Origin of the sequence: Streptomyces sp. T39 (genome assembly GCF_008042045.1) — a bacterium.
Classification (GTDB): Bacteria; Actinomycetota; Actinomycetes; order Streptomycetales; family Streptomycetaceae; genus Streptomyces.
On sequence record NZ_RDBP01000012.1, the window covers coordinates 846,852 to 866,780 of the forward strand.

A 19,929-nucleotide genomic window follows, 5' to 3' on the forward strand; every position below is an offset into this window, starting at 1 on the left:
CTCGACGTCCGCGGCCCCCGCGCCCGGCGGCGACGGGGACCTCGCCGAGACCGGCAGCAGCGCCCCGCTGGGCGTCCTGGCGGGCGTCGCGGCCGCCCTGGTCGCCGGTGGCGGCTACCTGCTGGCGCGCCGCCGTACGGCCCGCCTGCACTGATCGCGCACATGACGGTGCCCCCGTCCCGGACCTCGGTCCGGGACGGGGGCACCGTCGCGTCACGGGTCAGCCGGTGTTGCGCAGACCCGCCGCGACGCCGTTGACGGTGAGGAGCAGGGCGCGGGCCAGCAGCGGGTCCGCCTCCTCGCCGCGCTCCGCCGCGTCCCGCTGGCGCTTGAGCAGCGCCACCTGGAGGTAGGAGATCGGGTCGAGGTAGGCGTCCCGGATGCCGAAGGTCTGCTGGAGCGCCGGGTTGGAGCCGAGCAGTTCGTCGTTGCCGGTCACCCGCAGCACCTCGGCGACGGTGAGGTCGTGCTCGGCCTCGATGACGTCGAAGACGTGCTTGAGGTGGTCGGGGACGAGGGTGTCGACGTAGTGCCGGGCGATCCGCAGATCGGTCTTGGCCAGCGTCATCTCGACGTTGGCGAGGAAGTTGCGGAAGAAGTGCCACTGCTCGTGCATCTCGTCGAGCACGCCGTCCAGTCCGGCCTCGCGCAGCGCCTTGAGGCCGGATCCGACGCCGAACCAGCCGGGCACGATCTGCCGGGACTGGGTCCATCCGAAGACCCACGGGATGGCGCGCAGGCCGTCGAGCGAGACGCCCGAGCCGGGGCGGCGGGAGGGCCGCGAGCCCAGGTGCAGGTCGGCGAGCTGGTCGACCGGCGTGGAGGCGAGGAAGTACGTCGGGAGGTCGGGGTCCTCGACGAGTCGGCGGTAGGCGGCGTGGGCGGCGTCGGAGGCGACGTCCATCGCCGCGTCCCAGCGGGCGAGCGCCTCGTCGGACTGGCGGGGCGCGGTGTGCAGGGCGGACGCCTGGAGCGTGGCGGCGACCGTCAGCTCGAGGTTCTCCCGCGCGAGCGAGGGGATCAGGTACTTGTCGGAGATGACCTCGCCCTGCTCGGTCACCTTGATCTCGCCCTCCAGGGTGCCCCACGGCTGGGCGAGGATCGCGTCGTGCGAGGGCCCGCCGCCGCGGCCGACGGTACCGCCGCGGCCGTGGAAGAGGCGCAGCCGTACACCGTGCCGGTGGGCGACGTCGCGGAGCCTGCGCTGGGCGCGGTGGATCTCCCACTGGCTGGTGGTGATGCCGCCGAACTTGGAGGAGTCCGAGTAGCCGAGCATGACCTCCTGCACGTCGCCGCGGAGCGAGACCAGGCGCCGGTAGGAGGGGTCGGCGAGCATGCCCTCCAGGATGACGTCGGCGGCCTTCAGCTCGTCCGTGGTCTCCAGCAGGGGCACGATGCCGATCTTCGCCCAGCCGGCGTGGAGGTCGATCAGTCCGGCCTCACGGGCGAGGACGGCGGCGGCGAAGACGTCGTCGGCGCCCTGGCACATCGAGATGATGTACGACTCGATGACCTCGGGCCCGAAGCGCTCGAACGCCTGCTTGACGGTGTGGAACACGCCGAGGGTCTTCTCGCCCGCGGCGTCCAGCGGCGCGGGCGTCGGCGCCAGCGGGCGCCGGGAGCGCAGTTCCTTGGCGAGGAGCTTCTGCCGGTAGTCGCGCGGCATGTCGGCGTAGCGCCAGGACTCCTCGCCGAGCCGGTCGAAGAGCTGGCCGAGCGCGTGGTGGTGGGCGTCGGCGTGCTCGCGGACGTCCATGGTGGCGAGCTGGAGGCCGAACGCGGACAGGGTGCGGATGACCCGGTCCATCCGGCCGTCGGCGAAGAGGCCGCCGCGGTGCTCGCGCAGGGACGTCTGGATCAGGGTGAGGTCGCTCAGCAGCTCGGCGGTGCCGAGGTAGTCGCGGCCCTCCTCGTGCGGGGTGCCCTTGGCGAGCCGCTCGCGGGTGTTGACGAGCTTCTGGCGGATGCAGGTGGCCTTGAGCCGGTACGGCTCCTCGGCGTTGAGGCGCTTGTAGCGGGGGCTGATCTCGGGAAGCCGCTCCAGGTCGGTCCGGAGGGAGCCGAGGAGCTCCTCGGTGGCGCCCGCGTAGCGGATGGAGTTGGAGAGCAGGCCGCGCAGGTAGTCGATGACCTCGATGGCGTCGGTGATGCCGTGCTCGTGCTGGAGGATCAGCACGTCCCACGTCACCTGGGGGGTGACGTTGGGGTTGCCGTCCCGGTCGCCGCCGATCCAGGTGCCGAAGGTGAGGGGGCGGGTGCCGGGCGGGAGCTCGACGCCGACGCGCTCCAGTTCGGCGGCGAGGTCCTCCAGGACGTCGCCGACGGCGCCGGCGTGCAGCTCGTCGAGGTAGTAGATGGCGTTGCGCGCCTCGTCGGCGGGCTCCGGGCGCACCACGCGCAGCTCGTCGGTCTGCCAGATGAGGTCGATGTGCTCGGCCAGGCGGAGGTCGTGGCGGCGCCGGTCGGCGGCGATGCCCGGGTTCTCCAGCAGTTCGGCGATGCGGCGGAGCTTGTTGAGGACGGAGCGCCGGGCGGCCTCGGTGGGGTGCGCGGTGAAGACGGGGCGCACGTTGAGGTTGCGCACGGTCTCGCGCAGGTGCTCGGGATCGGCGTCCTTGAGGCGGTCGGCCGTGCGGGCGAGCAGGCCGCCCTCGGCGGCACGGCGCTCACGCATCTCGTGGCCGCGGTGCACCTGTTCGGTGACGTTCGCCAGGTGGAAGTACGTGGAGAAGGCGCGGACGAGCTTGGCCGCGGTCTCCAGGTCGGTGTCGCCCAGCAGTTCGGCTGCGGCCGCGCCGTCGGTGCGCGTCAGGGCGCGGACCCGCTCGACGAGGTCGAGGAGTTCGTGGCCTTCCTGGCGCACGAGCGTCTCACCGAGAAGATCGCCCAGTCGGCGGATGTCGGCACGCAGTTCGGCGGTGGCGGTGGGGGTCTGGTCGGCACTGCTCACAGGTGCGGCTCCTTGCAGTGTTTGAGCACGTCTGGAGGGGTACTGGAGGCTTGCGGACCGCGCTGTCCGACGACACACAGGATAGGTGTCCATTTTCCCGACGTTGTCCACAGGTCTCTTGCCGAGCGGCCGGGCGCTGCCATACTTACGTCGCCGTAGGTTACGGCCCCGTAGCCACGGGCGGTCCGTGGACCGGGTGTCCGCCCATGGTCCCCCGGGCCACCCGCTCGCGGGTCACCGCTCCCCCACCCCCAGGGAAGTTTCATGACCACTGGTCCCGATCTGCTGGACGACGCCTCGCCGGTGTCGGCCGCCGACGCACCCTCCGCCACGCTGGGCGGTGACAGCAAGCGCTCGGTCGAACAGCTCGCACTGCTGCTGTTCATCACGGTGCCCTTCCTGGCCCTGGTCGCGGCCGTGCCGCTGGCCTGGGGGTGGGGTGTGAGCTGGCTCGACCTCGGGCTGATGGTGGTCATGTACTACATCGGCTGCCACGGCATCACGATCGGCTTCCACCGTTACTTCACCCACGGTTCCTTCAAGGCGAAGCGCCCGCTGCGGATCGTGCTGGCGGTCATGGGGTCGATGGCCGTCGAGGGACCCCTGGTGCGCTGGGTGGCCGACCACCGCAAGCACCACAAGTTCTCCGACGCGGAGGGCGACCCGCATTCGCCCTGGCGGTTCGGCGACACGGTGCCTGCCCTGATGAAGGGGCTGTGGTGGGCGCACATCGGCTGGATGTTCGACGAGGAGCAGACCCCGCAGCACAAGTACGCCCCGGACCTGATCAAGGACCCCGCCCTGCGCCGCATCTCGCGCCAGTTCGTCCTGTGGACGATCGTCTCCCTGGCCATCCCGCCGGTGGTGGGCGGCCTGGTGACGATGTCGTGGTGGGGCGCGTTCACGGCGTTCTTCTGGGGTTCGCTGGTCCGGGTCGCGCTGCTGCACCACGTGACGTGGTCGATCAACTCGATCTGCCACGCGGTCGGCAAGCGCCCGTTCAAGTCGCGTGACCGCTCGGGCAACGTGTGGTGGCTCGCGGTGCTCTCCTGCGGCGAGTCGTGGCACAACCTCCACCACGCCGACCCGACGAGCGCCCGCCACGGCGTGCTGCGCGGCCAGGTCGACTCCAGCGCGCGGCTGATCCGCTGGTTCGAGCTGGCGGGGTGGGCGTACGACGTGCGCTGGCCGCAGCGTTCCCGGCTCGATGCCCGCCGGGTGTCCGCCCCGGGCGGGAGCGGCTCCGCCGAAGCGGCATGATGGACGACGTGGCGAGTGACGGCAGCAGCAGCGGTACGGAGAAGACGAGGTCGCCGGGCAGGCGGGCCCGCCGGGTGCGGATGACCGGGGCGGAGCGCCGGGAGCAGTTGCTGGACATCGGCCGGACCCTGTTCGCGGAGAAGGGCTTCGAGGGCACGTCGGTGGAGGAGATCGCGGCCAAGGCCGGGGTGTCCAAGCCGGTGGTGTACGAGCACTTCGGCGGCAAGGAGGGCCTGTACGCGGTCGTGGTGGACCGCGAGATGCGCCAGCTGCTCGACATGGTGACGGGCGCCCTGACCGCGGGGCATCCGCGGGAGCTGCTGGAGCAGGCGGCCTTCGCGCTGCTGGACTACATCGAGACGTACACGGACGGCTTCCGCATCCTGGTGCGGGACTCGCCGGTGGCCCAGTCGACGGGCACGTTCGCCTCGCTGATCAGTGACATCGCCACGCAGGTCGAGGACATCCTCGGCCTGGAGTTCAAGAACCGGGGCTTCGACCCCAAGCTGGCGCCGCTGTACGCGCAGGCGCTGGTCGGCATGGTGGCCCTGACCGGGCAGTGGTGGGTGGACGCCCGCCGCCCCAAGAAGGCCGAGGTCGCCGCCCATCTGGTGAACCTGGCCTGGCACGGGCTGGACGGCCTGGAGCAGAAGCCCCGGCTGATAGGCCACCGCAAGAACTGACACGCGCGCCCGTACGCCCCGGGGCCCCGCCATCCGTGGCGGGGCCCCGGGCGTGGCACGGCCCGGGGGCGGCGGCGCTACGAGAGCTTGCGGGCGACGGCGAAGATCCGGCGGAACGGGAAGACCGTGCCGTGCTGCCCCGGCGGGTACGCGGCGCGCAGCAGGTCCCGGTACTGGGACAGGAACTCCCCGGTGGCGTCGGGGTCGTCGGCGAGTTCGGTGAGCACCGGGCGCAGGGCGGTGCCCTTGACCCAGTCGAGGACGGGGTCCTCGCCGCCGAGCAGCTGGAAGTAGGTGGTCTCCCAGGCGTCGGCGTCGCAGCCGAGGGCGGCGAGGCGTACGAGGTAGTCGGCGGGTTCCAGGATGTGCACGTAGCGGCGGCCCAGATCGCCGAGGCGGCCCCGCCAGCGGGGTGTCTCGCAGAGCTCGCCGAGCAGGGCGTGGCTGGGGGCGGTGAAGTTCCCGGGGACCTGGAAGGCGAGGGTGCCGCCGGGGGTGAGGCCGTCGATCCAGCCGGCGAAGGACTCGGGGTGGCTGGGCACCCACTGGAGGGCCGCGTTGGAGACGATCAGGTCGTACGGCTCGTCGGGGGTCCAGTGCGCGGCGTCGGCGGGGCGGAAGTCGAGCCAGCCGCCGCCGGCGGTGGCGCCGGCGTGGTCCTTCTCGGCCTGCGCCAGCATCTCGCGGGAGAGGTCGAAGCCGGTGATGTGGGCGTCGGGCCATCGGTCGGCGAGCAGGGCGGTGACGTTTCCCGGGCCGCAGCCGATGTCGGCGATCCGGGCGGGGCGGCTGCCGGAGGGCAGCTGGGGTATGCGGGCGAGCATGTCCAGGAAGGGACGGGTGCGGTGTCCGGCGTGGCGCAGGTACTGCTGTGGATCCCAGGTGGGTGCGGAGTGCATGTTCGATCCCCCTTGCGGGAACAGGATGCCGAGGCGGAAGGGTGTTCCGGGCCGACCATGCCCAATAGTCAAGGAGACTATATCTTGACGTCAAGAGACTTCATGTCGAGGGACCAACTACACTGATCGCCATGGAGGACGAGGTCGATCGACTGGTCGCGGCTTGGCGCCGAGAGCGCCCCGACCTCGACGTGGAACCACTCGAGGTGCTCAGCCGTGTGTCACGGCTCGCCCGTCACCTCGACCGCGCACGCCGGCTCGCGTTCTCCGAGCACCAGCTGGAGCCGTGGGAGTTCGACGTGCTCACCTCGCTGCGGCGCGCGGGCGCGCCCTACCAGCTGTCCCCCGGGCAACTGCTCACCCAGACCCTGGTCACCTCCGGCACGATGACCAACCGCATCGACAGGCTCGCCAAGAAGAACCTGGTCGAGCGGCTGCCGGACCCCAGCGACCGGCGCGGGGTGCTGGTCCGCCTGACCCCCGAGGGCCGCGACCGCGCGGACCAGGCACTGGCCGGCCTGCTCGCCCAGGAACGGGCCATCCTGGCCCAGCTCTCCGGCCCTCAGCGCACCGAACTGGCGGCACTGCTGCGCCGGCTGACCGCCCCGTTCGACAACGTCCCCGGCTGAGGGATGTCCCGTGATCCCCGGTGGATCACGGAACGGCTCTCAGGCCGACGCTCAGGTCGGCCGGGCCGACCCCCGCCCGGCGCGCCAGGGCGACGGCCGCCAGCGTGGAGTGCACCCCGAGCTTTCCCAGCACGTTCTGCATATGCGTCCGGACGGTGTGCGGTGACAGGAAGAGGCGCTCGGCGACCGCCTTGCGCCCCAGGCCCGCCACCATGCAGCGCAGGACCTCCCGCTCGCGCGGCGTCAGGGACTCGACCAGTTCCTCGCTCTCGGTGCGGTGCTTGCGCGCCGCGGTCAGTTCCCGCAGCACGCCGGTGAGCAGGGCGGGCGACATGTGGGTCTCGTCGCGCAGCACACCCCTGATCACGCCCAGCAGGCGCTGCAGCGAGCAGTCCTTGGCGATCCATCCCGACGCGCCCGCCTGGAGCGCCAGCGCCGCCCGGCCGGCGTCGTCCTTCTCCGCGAGCACCACGGACCGCACGGCGATCCGGTGCGCGCGCAGGCCGGCGACCAGCGAGATGCCGTCCACCACCGCCTCCGCGTCCCGCGCGGCGGGCACCGCCCGGGGCGCCGGCAGCGCGGCCGTCCCGAGGTCGGCGTCGACGAGCATGACGTCGAAGCGCCTGCCGTCGGCCGCCGCGCGCTCCAGACACCGCAGCGCGGCCGGCGCGCTGCCGGCCGCGGCCACGTCGACATCGGGCTCGGCCGCGAGCGCCGCGGCGAGCGACTCGGCGAAGATTCGGTGGTCGTCCACCACCAGGACCCGGATACGAATCACCTGCACCCCCAGTGCGGGAGGACGGATCTGCGCGGACACGGCGCCTGGGGAGCGGTACGCACCGGCGCACGGCCGCCGCCGTGCTCTCAGTGATACCCCGCCCCGGGCGCCGTACCCGACGGTCTCGCCCCCTGATCAACACCGGCCCCCACCGGCGTTGTGCATCAGAGTACGGACGGGGGCCGGGCGCGGAAGGCCTTTTGCAGAACTGATCACCCTCCGGCGTGCCTGGTGGTGCGGATGTTTCACAAGGTGACAGAAGTCGACGGTGTCCCGTCAGGAGAGCCGGTGCGCGCCCTGTGCCGGAACCGCCGTGAAGAGCCTCGGTTCGAGCAGGGAACGGCCGGCGAAGGCGTCGAGCACGGCCTTGCCGACGTCGGACGACCGGGACGCCTCCGTCAGCACGATCGCCGAGCCGCCGAAGCCGCCGCCCGTCATCCGGGCGCCCAGCGCCCCCGCCCCCAGGGACGCCTCGACCACCAGGTCCAGCTCCTCGCACGAGACGGCGAAGTCGTCGCGCAGCGAGGCATGGCCCTCCGTCAGCACGGGGCCGATGGACCGGAAGTCACCCGCCTCGGCGTGGCCGATCACCCGCTCGACGCGGGCGTTCTCGGTGACCACATGACGCACCAGACGCCGCACCTCGGGGTCCTCCAGGCGGCCGAGCGCCTCGTCGAGCCCGGCGCAGGGCACGTCGCGCAGCGCCGGCACGCCGAGCGCCGCCGCGCCCGCCTCGCAGCCGGCGCGGCGCCTGCCGTACTCGCCCTCGCTGTGGGAGTGCTTCACCCGGGTGTCGACGACGAGGAGTTCGAGGCCGTGGGCGGCGAGGTCGAAGGGGATCTGCCGCCGGGTCATGTCGCGGGTGTCCAGATGGAGGGCGTGGCCCTCGGCGCAGCAGGCGGACGCCGTCTGGTCCATGATCCCGGTCGGCGCGCCGACGTAGACGTTCTCGGCGCGCTGGCACAGCCGGGCCAGCCCGGGGCGGTCGAGGCCCAGCTCGCAGAGGTCGCTCAGGGCGAGCGCGGTGACGACCTCCAGGGCCGCCGACGAGGACAGCCCCGCGCCGGCCGGGACCGTGGACTCGTAGTGGATGTCCGCGCCCGGGACGGTGTGCCCGGCGTCGGCGAGCGCCCACACCACACCGGCCGGGTAGTCGGTCCACGCGCCCGTCCTGCGGCCCGGGTCCAGGTCGGCGACGCGCAGCTCCACCGGGCCGCCCGGCACGTCGGCGGAGTGGAGCCGCAGCACGCCGTCGTCGCGGCGCGCCACGGTGGCCACCGTGGTGTGCGGCAGCGCGAAGGGCATCACGAAGCCGTCGTTGTAGTCGGTGTGCTCACCGATCAGATTCACCCTGCCGGGCGCAGCCCACACACCGTCGGTCATGACGCTTCTTCCCTTCCACGGGCGAATGCCCAGGCGTCGGAAACGATGCCGGCCAGGTCGGCACGGCTCGGTCGCCAGCCCAGGCGTTCCCGGGCCGTGTCCGCGGCGGCCACCAGCACCGCGGGGTCCCCGCCGCGGCGCGGCGCCAGGACCTCGGGCACGGGGTGGCCGGTGACCTTGCGGACGGTCTCGACGACCTCCCGCACCGAGAAGCCGTTGCCGTTGCCGAGGTTGCAGATCAGGTGCTCGCCCGCGGCGGCCGCGTCGAGCGCCAGCAGATGGGCCTCCGCCAGGTCGGCGACGTGGATGTAGTCGCGGACGCAGGTCCCGTCGGGGGTCGGGTAGTCGTCGCCGAAGACGGAGATGGACTCCCGCTTGCCGAGGGCCACCTGGAGGACGAGCGGGATCAGGTGGGACTCGGGGTCGTGGCGCTCGCCGAAGTCGCCGTAGGCGCCGGCGACGTTGAAGTAGCGCAGGGAGACCGCGGCCAGGCCGTGAGCCGTCGCCTCGCCGCTGATCATGTGGTCGACGGCGAGCTTGGAGGCCCCGTAGGGGCTGGTGGGGGCGGTCGGGTCCGACTCGGTGACGGGGGTCGAGACCGGTTCGCCGTAGGTCGCCGCGGTGGACGAGAAGACGAGGGTGCGCACCCCGGCGGCGCGCATCGCGGCCAGCAGCTCCATGGTGCCGCCGACGTTGTTCCGCCAGTACTTCTCCGGGTCGGTGACGGATTCGCCGACCTGCGAGAACGCGGCGAAGTGCAGCACTCCGTCGAAGGAGGCGTCGAGCACCCGCGCGGCGTCCTGGACGCGGCCCTCGGTGAACTCCGCGCCGGCCGGGACGCCTTCGCGGAAGCCGGTGGAGAGGTCGTCGAGCACGGTCACGCGGTGTCCGGCCTCCAGCAGATGCTGGGCGACCACACTGCCGACATATCCCGCTCCACCTGTGACCAGGTACTTCTTGCTCACTTAGCTCGCTACCTCTCGCAGTCGTCCGGCCGCCGCCTCCGGCGGCACGTCGTTGATGAACACGCTCATACCGGACTCGGAACCAGCGAGGAACTTCAGCTTGCCGGAAGTGCGGCGAATGGTGAAAAGCTCGAGATGGAGCGCGAAGTCGTCCCGCCCGGGTGCAGTGAACGGCGCCTGGTGCCAGGCGGCGATGTAGGGCGTGGGCGGCTCGGCGTCGCCGAAGATCCGGTCGAAGCGCCTCAGGAGTTCCAGATACATCCGTGGGAACTCCGTGCGCGCCGCGTCGTCGAGCGCCCGCAGGTCGGGGACGCGGCGCGTGGGGTAGAGGTGCACCTCGTAGGGCCAGTGCGCGGCGTAGGGCACGAAGGCGATCCAGTGCTCCCCTTCCATCACCACGCGGGAGCCCTCGGCGCGTTCGCGGGCGACGACCTCGTCGAAGAGGTTGCCCCCGGTGGACTCGCGGTGGGCGGTGGCCGAGCGGAGCATCAGGGCGGTGCGGGGGGTGGTGAACGGATAGCCGTAGATCTGGCCGTGCGGGTGCTGGAGCGTCACGCCGATCTCGGCGCCGCGGTTCTCGAAGCAGAAGACCTGTTCGACGCCCGGGACGCCGGCCAGCTCGGCCGTGCGGTCCGTCCACGCCTCCAGCACGAGCCCCGCCTGCTCCTCGGAGATGTCGGCGAAGGACGCGTCGTGGTCGGAGGTGAAGCAGACCACCTCGCAGCGGCCCTGCTCGCCGGCGAGGGAGGGGAAGCGGTTCTCGAAGACGACGACGTCGTAGTCCGGTTCGGGGATCTCGCTGAGGCGCCCGTCCCGCGAGGGGCACAGCGGGCACTCGTCGGCCGGCGGGTGGTAGGTGCGGCCCTGGCGGTGGGAGGCGACGGCGACGCTGTCCCCGAGGAGGACGTCGTGCCGGATCTCCGAGGCGGTGGAGACCGCGTCCAGCGGCCGCAGGTCGGCCGCGTCGCGCACGACGTCGTCACGGGAGTCGTAGTAGACCAGCTCGCGCCCGTCGGCGAGCCGGGTCGACGTCTTCTTCACATGGAGCTCCTCGATCACTCCCACCCAACAGAACCGAACACAAAGAACCACGACCAAACATCACTGTCAAGACGTGCGACGGCCGGCTCACGCTGTCCCACCGTGATCACCCACATGCCCGCGGTCGCTCTCGATCACGATCGAACAAAGAACACCATCAGAACTGTTCATTTCTCGAACATGAATGCATACGTTGCCGGGTGACTCAGTTCGCGCAACGAAGCGAGTACTCATGCACTACCTGGCCGACGGGCTCCGGCTCCCCACGAACGGGCTCGACTACGCAATCCTGGCGATCTACTTCGCCGTTGTCCTGGGCATCGGCTTCGCCGCCCGGGCGAGTGTGAAGACCAGCCTCGACTTCTTCCTCTCCGGCCGCTCCCTGCCCGCCTGGGTCACGGGTCTGGCGTTCGTCGCCGCCAACCTCGGCGCGACGGAGATACTCGGCATGGCGGCGACCGGCGCGCAGTACGGCGTCGCCGTCGTCCACTGGTACTGGATCGGCGCCATCCCGGCGATGGTCTTCCTGGGCCTGGTGATGATGCCGTTCTACTACGGCTCCAAGGTCCGCTCGGTCCCCGAGTTCCTGCTCCAGCGCTTCGACAGGTCCGCCCACCTGCTCAGTTCGGTGCTCTTCGCGTTCGCCGCGATCCTCATCGCCGGAGTCAACCTCTACGCCCTGTCCATCGTGGTCGAGGCGCTCCTCGGCTGGCCGCAGTGGATGTCGATCGTCGTCGCGGGCGCGTTCGTCCTCGCGTACATCACCATCGGCGGCCTCTCCTCCGCCATCTACAACGAGGTGCTCCAGTTCTTCGTCATCCTCGCCGCGCTGCTGCCGCTGACCTTCCTCGCCCTCAGGCGCGTCGGCGGCTGGGACGGGCTCACCGGCTCGCTGGAGCGCAGCCACGGACCGGACTTCCTCACCGCCTGGGGCGGAACCGGCATCGGTGACCCGAACCCGCTGGGCGCCAACTGGCTCACCATCGTCCTCGGCCTCGGCTTCGTGCTCTCCTTCGGCTACTGGACGACCAACTTCGCCGAGGTGCAGCGCGCCCTGTCCGCGAAGAACCTCTCCGCCGCCAAGCGCACCCCGCTGATCGCCGCGTTCCCGAAGATCTTCATCGTCTTCCTGGTGATGATCCCCGGCCTCGTCGCAGCCGTGGTCGTCCCGAAGATCGGCACCGCCGGCTCCGACCTCACGTACAACGACGCCATCCCCCTGCTGATGCAGGAGCTGCTGCCCAACGGCGTACTCGGCATCGCGGTGACGGGCCTGCTCGCCGCCTTCATGGCCGGCATGGCGGCGAACGTGTCGTCCTTCAACACCGTCTTCACGTACGACATCTGGGCCAAGTACGTGAGGACCGGCCGCGACGACGCCTACTACCTGCGCTTCGGCCGGCTGATCACCGCCATCGGCGTGCTCTGCTCCATCGGCACCGCGTTCCTGGCGTCCAGCTTCAGCAACATCATGGGCTACCTCCAGACGCTGTTCTCCTTCTTCAACGTGCCGATGTTCGTGGTCTTCATCATCGGCATGTTCTGGAAGCGGGCCTCGATGAAGTCGGGCGTCTGGGGCCTGTTCGCCGGCACCACGGCCGCGATGGTGAACTACTTCGTCGTCTACCGGCAGGGCATCATCGACATCCCCTCCGAGCAGGGCGCCAACTTCGTCTCCGCGATCGTCGGCTTCGTCGCGGGCGCGGTCGTGATGGTGGTCGTCACCCTGTTCACCGCGCCCAGGCCGGAGGCGGAACTCGCCGGCCTGGTCTACGGCACACGCTCCCCCGGTACGGCCGAGGCGCCCGCCGAGGGCGACGACGCCTGGTACCGCAGGCCCGCCCTGCTGGGCTGGGGCGCCGTCGCGATCGCCGCCCTCTGCTACGTCCCCTACTCCTTCTGATCCGGTCGGAGGCCGAAGACCATGTCCGAACTGCACCGCGAAGTCTCCGAGCTGGAGGGCAAGTCCGCGACCGCGGCACGCCTCTTCGACATCCGCCGCATCATCGGCGGCCTCTTCACCCTCTACGGCGTCATCGTCACCGGCGCCGGGGTGTTCGCCTCGGACGCCGACCTCCAGAAGGCCGAAGGCGTCAACATCAATCTGTGGACCGGACTCGGGATGCTGGCCCTCGGGCTGTTCTTCCTCGCCTGGTTCGCCCTGCGGCCCACCGCCGCCCCCGAACCCGACGAGGAGGGGCCGACCGCCCCGTGACGACCGCCGAAAGGTCCTAGATGCTCCGTCCGGGCGGCGTACCGTACGCCGCCCGGTCGAGCAGGCCGGTGCGGGCGGCCAGCGCCGCCGCCTCCAGCCGGGAGCCCACGCCCAGCTTCATCAGCACCCGCTGCACATGCGTGCGCGCGGTGCTCGACGCTATCCCCATCCCGGCCGCGATCAGCCGGGTGTCCTCGCCCTCGGCGACCCGCACCAGCACCTCCACCTCGCGCGGGGTCAGCAGCGTGAGCAGGCGCTGGCCCTCGTCGTCGGGCTGCGCCGCCGGGTTCAGCAGTTCGGCGAAGGCCCCCTGGAGCAGCTGCGGTGCCACCACCGCCTCCCCGGCCCGGACCTTGACCATGGCGCGCTCCACGCCCTCGATGCGCTCGTCGTGGCGCACATAGCCGGACGCCCCGGCGGCGAACGCCGCCGCGATACCGCGCGGGCTGGGCACCGGCCCCAGGACCACCACCGCGACCTGCGGCCGCTCGCGCTTGATCCGCACCACGGGGTCGAAGGCGCCCGGCGCCGCGGGCGCCTGGGTGCCCAGCAGGCACACCTCGGGTGCCCGCGCGACGACCAGCTCCGCGGCCCCCGCCGCGGGCGCGGCCGCCGCCAGCACCCGGTGCCCGCGCAGTTTCAGCGCCGAGGCCAGTGCCTCGGCGAGCAGTCTGTGGTCGTCGACCACGATGAGCCGCACGCCCATCGAGAAATCCTCCCCGTCGGAGCTGACCCCCGGCTCCCCTGACCCCGGAAAGCTACACGCTCGTGCCCGCGTCCGGGCCCAGTCCCGCCAGAAGGCTCCCGGATCGCCGAATCAGGCGGCAAACACGGCCGGTTGCCGTGGCGATGGTGTAGGAACCGGGCCGCCGGCGGCGCATCCGTGCCGCGTCGGGGGCGGACCACCGAAAGATACGGCCGGCCGCCGCCGCCCGGAAACCGGCGCGCCCGGGCGCGGGAACGGCCGTGGCCCGGCCGCCGGGGAGGCGGGCCGGGCCACGGGACGGACACGAGGGGTCAGTCGGCGACGGTGAAGACGATCGCCAGGTACTTCTTGCCGAAGGTCGACTCGCTGGCCCGCGGCTTGCTCATCAGGTCCTGCGAGATGAAGAAGCGGCCGCCCTGGTAGCGGTACTCGGAGCCGTTCTCGGTGAAGCTGGTCTCCGCGTCCCGGACGGAGCGGTCCGCCGGGTTGTCCATCAGGACCGTCTGCTCGAAGGTGGCGCCGTTGATGCTGACGATCTGCCCGCCCTTGTTGTAGGGGGGCCACTTGTAGACGATCAGGTTGCCGCCGTCCATCCGCAGCGGCAGCGAGTGGTAGCCGGCGCCCGCGTCCGCGCGCTCCGGGGTGCCCTTGCCGGTGGCGAGGTCGAAGGCGATGATCTCGTTCGTCCGGCCCAGCTCGCCGCCCGCGTCGTGCTCGGCCGTCGGCAGGTAGAGCTTGTTGTTGCCGACGACGACGAACTGGCAGCCCTCCACACCGTCGCTGGCGGAGCAGCGGGCCAGGTACTTGTCGCCGGGGGCGGCGATCCGGGCGAGCAGCTTGCCGGTACTGGCGTCGATCGAGAAGAAGTCGGAGATGCCGAAGGTGCCCGTGTCGCCGACGTCCGCCGCGACGACCAGCGGGTCGGTGGACACGACGCGCGCGTCCTCGACACCGGCGGGCATCTTGTAGGTGGAGAGCGGGGTGCCGTTGTCCGCGTTCACCGGCTGGACCATGGCGGTGCGGCTGCCGTACTCGCCGCACGAGCGGACGGCCACGAGCGCCTTGCCGCCGGCGTAGCCGATGTCACGGCAGTTCTGGGCGTCGACCGTCGGCTTCCAGCGGACGGCGCCGGTCGCCAGGTCGAACGCGGCGCCGCCGTAGAGGCCGCCGGCCGCGACCGTGCCGCCGCTGATCGTGACCTGCTCGAACTGCGTCTTCTCGTCGCCGCTGGTGTCGCCGGTGACGGACTTGCTCCACAGGAGCTTGCCGGTGGTCAGGTCGAGCACACCGACCTCGGTGCACTTCTCGTAGAACTTGGGCGCGGTCCGCTTCTTGGCCTCGAAGAGGATCGCGGTCTTGTTGTCCTCGGTGACGTGCCGCGAGCCGGCGCAGACCTGGCCGGCGAGCGGGGTCGTCCACAGGGCGTTGCCCTTGGCCACGTCGTAGCCGACGACCGAGTTCACCCCGGGCTTCACGAACGCCTTGTCGGTGACCCAGGAGCCGGGCACCGCGGTCAGGTCCTCACGGGCCGGCTCCGGCAGCTGGTAGGCCACCTTGGAGGCGGTGTTGGCGCCCGGCTTCTCGGTGCCGGGACCGTCGGGCGCGGTCTTCCCGCCGTCGCCGCCGTCCTTGCCGCCACCACCGGAGGCGCCGCCCGCGCTGTTCTTGGCCTCGTCCTTCTTGCCGTCGTCGCCGGACGAGGCGTAGACGATGCCGCCGACGACGATCAGCACGATGGCGACGCACGCCGCAATGATGATCTGCATCTGCGTGCTGATCCTGCGCCCGCCGCCACCGCCGCCGCCCGGCTGCGGCGCCGACGGCTGCATCGGCTGCGTCGGGTAGTTGTACGGCTGCTGCCCCGGCGCGCCCTGCTGCGGGTAGCCGTACTGCTGCGGCTGGCCCTGCGGCGGGGTCCCCGGGTAGCCGTACTGCTGCTGCCCGGGCGGCGGGGTCTGCGGATAGCCGTAGGACCCGCCCTGCGGCGGAGTCTGCGGATAGCCGTACGAGCCGTCCTGCGGCGGCGGGGTCGGCGCGCCGAACCCGCCGGCCGGGGGCTCCTGGGGAGCGCCGAAACCGCCCTGCGGGGGCTGGTTCGGCGGCTGGTTCGGGGGCGGGCCCGGCCTCAAGGGACGGGGAGGGGAGGGGGTTTCGGGTGCTCGGGCCACGATCACTGGCCGAAGCCCATCATGGTCTTCGTCTGCTTCTCCTCCTCGTCGTTGCCGGCGCTCACCCGCCCGCTGGCGATGAAGAAACGGCCGTCGGCGTAGGCCATCTTCGGGGAGTAGAAGGAGCTCTCGATCTGCGAGGTCGACGCGGGGTTCTGGAGCAGCGTCTTCGGCGCGCCGCCGGACGGGGCGATCGTCGCGAGCGTGCCGCCCTTGTCGTAGGAGGCACCCATGTAGACGAGGAGCTGGCCGCCCTCCATGCGCAGGGGCGACATCTCCCGCTCGGCCGGGGCCTTGGAGCGCCAGGCGGCCTTGCCCGTGGCGAGACTGAAGGCGACGACCTCGTTGGCGTTGCCGTAGCCGGTGTCCGTCGCCATGTAGAAGTTCTGGGCGTCGGCTGCCACGCCGGTGCAGCCCTCGAGGTTCTGGCCGAAGACCACGAACGCGCCGCCGCAGCGGGGGGCGAACTTGTCCTTGCCGCCGTCGATCGTGGCGCGGGGCTTGCCGGCGTCGGTCAGCGCGATGATCGACCACTTCTTCGGCTCGCGCTGGGTGATGGAGATGACCAGCGGGCTCGACGAGTAGACCTTGTCGATCTCCCAGCCCTCGGGGGTGTTGTACGACCACTTCACCTTGCCGGTGGCCGGGTCGAGCTCCTGGAGCTGGTGCTTGGGCTTGTCGTAGTCGCTGGTCGGGCAGGAGGCGCCGGCCAGCAGCTTCGGTCCGCCGGCGAACGCGAACGGCTTGCAGCCCTCGGACGGACCGGTGAACAGCTGCTTGCCGTCGGCGAGGGAGAAGCCGTACGAGCTGCCCGTACCGCCCACCGCGAGGGTGTTGCCGCTGATGGAGAGCGTGTAGTCGGCCAGCGAGGCGAAGGCGCCGGTGGGCTTGGGGATGGACTTCTTCCAGCCCGCCTTGCCGGTCTTGAGGTCGATCATCTGGAGGTCGTTGCACTTGGCCTTGTCGGTGAGGCCGTCCTCGACACCGATGACGATCTTGCCGTCGGCGGAGGCGTTCACGGGGGCCGAGCACACCTTGGTGCTGACCGGGACGCTCCACTTCTTGCTGCCGTCGGCCACCGAGTAGCCCGCGACCTCGCGGTACATGGCCTTGACCACGGTGTCCCCTACGGTCCACAGGCCGAAGACCTCGGCGCCGTTGCGCGGCAGGTCGACGTCGTTCGTGTTGAGGAACAGGACCTTCGACTCGCCGTCCTTGCGGCCCGCGTTGAGGTCCTCCGCGCCCTCGCCGCCGCCGTCGCCCTTGCCGTCGCCCTGGTCCACGCTCTCCGAGCCGGTCGGCTTCGGTGCGTCGCTGGACTTGCCGACGGTCGGCTTGTCGTCCTTCTCGTCGCCGCTGAGCGCGAGGTAGGTGCCCCCGCCGACGACGAGCAGCGCGGCGACCGACGCGGCCACGATGACACCCGGCTTGCCCTTGAAGAAGCCGCCGGGCCCCGAGCCGGACGGCGGCGTCGGCGCGGCCGGGTACTGCGGCTGCGTCGGGTAGGTGCCGTACGGGCCGGGCTGCTGCCCGTAGGGGCCCGGCTGCTGGTTGTACGGGCCGGGCTGCTGCCCGTAGGGACCGGGCTGCTGGTTGTACGGACCGGGCTGCTGCGCGTACGGACCGGGCTGGCCCTGCTGCGGGTAGCCGTAGCCGGGCGCGCCGGCCGGCGGCGTGGGCGGTGCCGGCGGCATCTGGGGCGGCTGGGCGGGCGGCTGCGGGACACCCTGCGGGTCCTGGGGTGCTCCGAAGCCCGGCGGCGGCTGTGTCATGGCGTACTACCTCTGAAGTGGTCGGATGGGGTGAGGAGTCGGGGTGCCCGGACGGCCCGGACCGCGTGCGCCGGCCGGCCGGCGGCCTGCGGAGCCCGTGTTCCCCGGAGCAGCGCGGTACGCCGCGACGCGCGGCGGGGCGGGAAAGGAACGGCGGGCCGGTACGGGGCCGATGCGCGGTGCCGCGGTGTCCGGGAGGGGGCCGCGGCGCCGGCGGGCGCCGGGGCGCGGCCGGGGCGCCGTGCACCCGTGCCGGGACGGCGCGGTGCCGGAGCACCCGGCCGGCCGTGGCCGATCGGGCAGCTGGTGCATCAGCGCCTCCCCCTGTCTCCTGCGCACCGCCGCGCCCGGCGGTGAAGCCCCCCGTGAGGTCCCCCGACGGTCCGTCTCCCCCGCCACTCCGGTGGTCGCTGCGCGAGCGCGGTGCGTCAGGGATCCGGCCGGACCGTTCCGTTCGGTTTTCGGCCGAACATGGTCGGGCGCGTTTCTTTGTACCACTCATGCGGAAGCCGGAACGGGTACGGTCCTCCCCTGTTCCCAAGGGAGGACCGGGCCGTGATGCGGTTGTTACGCGCTTTCCACGGCTTCCTCACGGATGGCTCGCGGGGCCGGAACTACGCGTCCTCGGCCAGCTCCAGCCAGCGCATCTCCAACTCGTCTCGCTCGCCCGCGAGTTCGCGCAGCTTCGCGTCCAGTTCGGCCACCTTCTCGAAATCCGTGGCGTTGTCGGCGATTTGCGTGTGCAGCGTGGACTCCCTGCCCGCGATCTTGTCGAGCTGCCGCTCGATCCGCTGAAGCTCCTTCTTGGCGGCGCGGGCGTCGGCGGCCGGCTTCTCCCTGGCACCGGCGGAGGCGGCGGCCGGGGCGGCGGGCACGGCGGCCTCCACCATCCGCGCCCGGCGCTCCAGGTACTCGTCGATGCCGCGCGGCAGCATCCTCAGCGCGCTGTCGCCGAGCAGCGCGAAGGTCCGGTCCGTCGTCCGCTCGATGAAGAACCGGTCGTGGGAGATCACGATCATGGAGCCGGGCCAGCCGTCGAGGAGGTCCTCCAGCTGGGTCAGCGTCTCGATGTCGAGGTCGTTGGTCGGCTCGTCGAGGAAGAGCACGTTCGGCTCGTCCATCAGCAGGCGCAGCAGCTGGAGCCTGCGGCGCTCGCCGCCGGACAGGTCGCCCACCGGCGTCCACTGCTTCTCCTTGCCGAAGCCGAACTGCTCGCACAGCTGCCCGGCGGTCATCTCCCGGCCCTTGCCGAGGTCGACCCGGTCGCGCACCTGCTGCACGGCCTCCAGCACCCGCAGGGACGGCGGCAGTTCGGTCACGTCCTGCGACAGATAGGCGAGGCGCACCGTCTTGCCGACCACCACCCGGCCGGCCACCGGCTGCTGGTCGCCGCCACTGGTGGCCGCGTCGGCGAGCGCACGCAGCAGCGAGGTCTTGCCGGCTCCGTTGACGCCGACCAGGCCGATCCGGTCGCCCGGGCCGAGCTGCCAGGTCACGTGCTGCAGCAGCACCTTGGGCCCGGCCTGGACGGTCACGTCCTCCAGGTCGAACACGGTCCTGCCGAGCCGGGCCGAGGCGAACTTCATCAGCTCGGACGTGTCACGCGGCGGCGGCACGTCGGCGATCAGCTCGTTCGCCGCCTCGATGCGGTAGCGCGGCTTGGAGGTCCGCGCGGGCGCTCCGCGCCGCAGCCAGGCGAGCTCCTTGCGCATCAGGTTCTGCCGCTTCGACTCCTCCGTGGCGGCGATGCGCTCGCGCTCGGCGCCCGGTCGCCCGGGCCGAGCTGCCAGGTCACGTGCTGCAGCAGCACCTTGGGCCCGGCCTGGACGGTCACGTCCTCCAGGTCGAACACGGTCCTGCCGAGCCGGGCCGAGGCGAACTTCATCAGCTCGGACGTGTCACGCGGCGGCGGCACGTCGGCGATCAGCTCGTTCGCCGCCTCGATGCGGTAGCGCGGCTTGGAGGTCCGCGCGGGCGCTCCGCGCCGCAGCCAGGCGAGCTCCTTGCGCATCAGGTTCTGCCGCTTCGACTCCTCCGTGGCGGCGATGCGCTCGCGCTCGGCGCGGGCGAAGACGTAGTCGCTGTAGCCGCCCTCGTACTCGTACACGTCACCGCGCTGCACGTCCCACATGCGGGTGCAGACCTGGTCGAGGAACCAGCGGTCGTGGGTGACGCAGACGAGCGCCGAGCGCCGGTTGCGCAGGTGCTGCGCCAGCCAGGCGATGCCCTCCACGTCCAGGTGGTTGGTCGGCTCGTCGAGGACGATCAGGTCCTGCTCGGCGATGAGCAGCTTCGCCAGCGCGATGCGGCGGCGCTCGCCGCCGGACAGCGGGCCGATCACCGTGTCGAGGCCCTGCGGGAACTGGGACAGGTCCAGGCCGTCGAAGAGGCCGGTCAGCACGTCGCGGATCTTGGCGTTGCCCGCCCACTCGTGGTCGGCGAGGTCGCCGATGACCTCGTGCCGGATGGTGGCCTCGGGG

15 protein-coding genes and 2 pseudogenes are annotated in these 19,929 nt (G+C 71.7%); 6 read left to right on the forward strand and 11 right to left on the reverse strand.

Translation table 11 applies throughout. From position 1 onward, the window contains the following. Window positions 1-76 precede the first annotated feature (76 nt). Window positions 77-154 (forward strand): hypothetical protein, encoded by a 78-nt coding sequence (locus EAO77_RS41235; RefSeq protein ID WP_410088515.1) that lies wholly within the window; start codon window positions 77-79, stop codon window positions 152-154. 66 nt (window positions 155-220) lie between these two features. On the opposite strand, the gene ppc is transcribed toward EAO77_RS41235, so the two are convergent. Next, window positions 221-2,950, reverse strand: a complete 2,730-nt coding sequence (ppc, locus tag EAO77_RS04630; RefSeq protein WP_147986834.1) for a phosphoenolpyruvate carboxylase — start codon at window positions 2,948-2,950, stop codon at window positions 221-223. Window positions 2,951-3,214: 264 nt separating this feature from the next. Between ppc and EAO77_RS04635 the strand changes: the two genes are divergently transcribed. Next, window positions 3,215-4,210 carry an acyl-CoA desaturase gene (locus EAO77_RS04635; RefSeq protein ID WP_147986835.1) on the forward strand — a complete coding sequence of 332 codons (996 nt, stop codon included), beginning with the start codon at window positions 3,215-3,217 and terminating at the stop codon, window positions 4,208-4,210. Next, window positions 4,210-4,893, forward strand: coding sequence for a TetR/AcrR family transcriptional regulator (locus EAO77_RS04640; RefSeq protein ID WP_147988943.1), 684 nt, complete (start codon window positions 4,210-4,212; stop codon window positions 4,891-4,893). Before EAO77_RS04635 ends, EAO77_RS04640 begins: the two co-directional genes overlap by 1 nt. A gap of 77 nt (window positions 4,894-4,970) precedes the next feature. Here EAO77_RS04640 and EAO77_RS04645 read toward each other — a convergent pair whose 3' ends face one another. Next, window positions 4,971-5,792: a trans-aconitate 2-methyltransferase gene (locus EAO77_RS04645; RefSeq protein ID WP_147986836.1), complete on the reverse strand. Its 822-nt coding sequence runs from the start codon at window positions 5,790-5,792 to the stop codon at window positions 4,971-4,973. 131 nt (window positions 5,793-5,923) lie between these two features. On the opposite strand from EAO77_RS04645, the gene EAO77_RS04650 reads away from it, so the two are divergent. Further along, a complete protein-coding gene (locus EAO77_RS04650; protein WP_147986837.1) occupies window positions 5,924-6,421 on the forward strand; it encodes a MarR family winged helix-turn-helix transcriptional regulator in 498 nt (165 codons plus the stop codon). A 25-nt stretch (window positions 6,422-6,446) separates the two neighbouring features. Here the strand turns inward: EAO77_RS04650 and EAO77_RS04655 are convergent, their stop codons facing one another. From EAO77_RS04655 to galT, 4 genes are all read right to left on the reverse strand, one after another. Then, entirely contained in the window at window positions 6,447-7,199 is a 753-nt protein-coding gene (locus tag EAO77_RS04655) for a response regulator transcription factor (RefSeq protein WP_222723659.1), read from the reverse strand. A gap of 276 nt (window positions 7,200-7,475) precedes the next feature. Further along, on the reverse strand, window positions 7,476-8,582 hold the full coding sequence (gene galK / locus EAO77_RS04660) for a galactokinase (RefSeq protein ID WP_147986838.1): 1,107 nt from the start codon (window positions 8,580-8,582) through the stop codon (window positions 7,476-7,478). Then, on the reverse strand, window positions 8,579-9,547 hold the full coding sequence (galE, locus tag EAO77_RS04665; RefSeq protein WP_147986839.1) for a UDP-glucose 4-epimerase GalE: 969 nt from the start codon (window positions 9,545-9,547) through the stop codon (window positions 8,579-8,581). Before galE ends, galK begins: the two co-directional genes overlap by 4 nt. Further along, complete coding sequence (gene galT, locus EAO77_RS04670; RefSeq protein ID WP_147988945.1) at window positions 9,548-10,588, reverse strand: galactose-1-phosphate uridylyltransferase; 1,041 nt, start codon at window positions 10,586-10,588, stop codon at window positions 9,548-9,550. 232 nt (window positions 10,589-10,820) lie between these two features. On the opposite strand from galT, the gene EAO77_RS04675 reads away from it, so the two are divergent. Both EAO77_RS04675 and EAO77_RS04680 read left to right on the forward strand, forming a co-directional pair. Beyond that, window positions 10,821-12,491 (forward strand): sodium:solute symporter family protein, encoded by a 1,671-nt coding sequence (locus EAO77_RS04675; RefSeq protein WP_147986840.1) that lies wholly within the window; start codon window positions 10,821-10,823, stop codon window positions 12,489-12,491. A 21-nt stretch (window positions 12,492-12,512) separates the two neighbouring features. Beyond that, window positions 12,513-12,803: a hypothetical protein gene (locus EAO77_RS04680; RefSeq protein WP_147986841.1), complete on the forward strand. Its 291-nt coding sequence runs from the start codon at window positions 12,513-12,515 to the stop codon at window positions 12,801-12,803. A gap of 16 nt (window positions 12,804-12,819) precedes the next feature. On the opposite strand, the gene EAO77_RS04685 is transcribed toward EAO77_RS04680, so the two are convergent. The 5 genes and pseudogenes from EAO77_RS04685 to EAO77_RS04705 form a co-directional block, all read right to left on the reverse strand. Further along, on the reverse strand, window positions 12,820-13,509 hold the full coding sequence (locus EAO77_RS04685; RefSeq protein WP_147986842.1) for a helix-turn-helix transcriptional regulator: 690 nt from the start codon (window positions 13,507-13,509) through the stop codon (window positions 12,820-12,822). Window positions 13,510-13,820: 311 nt separating this feature from the next. After that, complete coding sequence (locus EAO77_RS04690; protein ID WP_261993957.1) at window positions 13,821-15,338, reverse strand: PQQ-like beta-propeller repeat protein; 1,518 nt, start codon at window positions 15,336-15,338, stop codon at window positions 13,821-13,823. Window positions 15,339-15,679: 341 nt separating this feature from the next. Next, window positions 15,680-17,449, reverse strand: a complete 1,770-nt coding sequence (locus EAO77_RS04695) for a PQQ-binding-like beta-propeller repeat protein (protein WP_147986844.1) — start codon at window positions 17,447-17,449, stop codon at window positions 15,680-15,682. Window positions 17,450-18,063: 614 nt separating this feature from the next. Then, window positions 18,064-19,212 (reverse strand): annotated as a pseudogene (locus EAO77_RS04700) (ATP-binding cassette domain-containing protein); the annotation flags it as partial. Window positions 19,213-19,214: 2 nt separating this feature from the next. Continuing rightward, a pseudogene (locus EAO77_RS04705) lies at window positions 19,215-19,929 on the reverse strand (ATP-binding cassette domain-containing protein); the annotation flags it as partial.

Bases quoted from the DNA above. Each gene is read 5' to 3' on its own strand.
- EAO77_RS04640 (WP_147988943.1), top strand. From the start codon at position 4,210: ATGGACGACGTGGCGAGTGACGGCAGCAGCAGCGGTACGGAGAAGACG.
- EAO77_RS04645 (WP_147986836.1), bottom strand. From the start codon at position 5,792: ATGCACTCCGCACCCACCTGGGATCCACAGCAGTACCTGCGCCACGCC.
- EAO77_RS04675 (WP_147986840.1), top strand. From the start codon at position 10,821: ATGCACTACCTGGCCGACGGGCTCCGGCTCCCCACGAACGGGCTCGAC.
- EAO77_RS04650 (WP_147986837.1), top strand. From the start codon at position 5,924: ATGGAGGACGAGGTCGATCGACTGGTCGCGGCTTGGCGCCGAGAGCGC.
- EAO77_RS04635 (WP_147986835.1), top strand. From the start codon at position 3,215: ATGACCACTGGTCCCGATCTGCTGGACGACGCCTCGCCGGTGTCGGCC.
- EAO77_RS04680 (WP_147986841.1), top strand. From the start codon at position 12,513: ATGTCCGAACTGCACCGCGAAGTCTCCGAGCTGGAGGGCAAGTCCGCG.
- galK (WP_147986838.1), bottom strand. From the start codon at position 8,582: ATGACCGACGGTGTGTGGGCTGCGCCCGGCAGGGTGAATCTGATCGGT.
- EAO77_RS04695 (WP_147986844.1), bottom strand. From the start codon at position 17,449: ATGACACAGCCGCCGCCGGGCTTCGGAGCACCCCAGGACCCGCAGGGT.
- EAO77_RS04690 (WP_261993957.1), bottom strand. From the start codon at position 15,338: ATGCAGCCGTCGGCGCCGCAGCCGGGCGGCGGCGGTGGCGGCGGGCGC.
- EAO77_RS04685 (WP_147986842.1), bottom strand. From the start codon at position 13,509: ATGGGCGTGCGGCTCATCGTGGTCGACGACCACAGACTGCTCGCCGAG.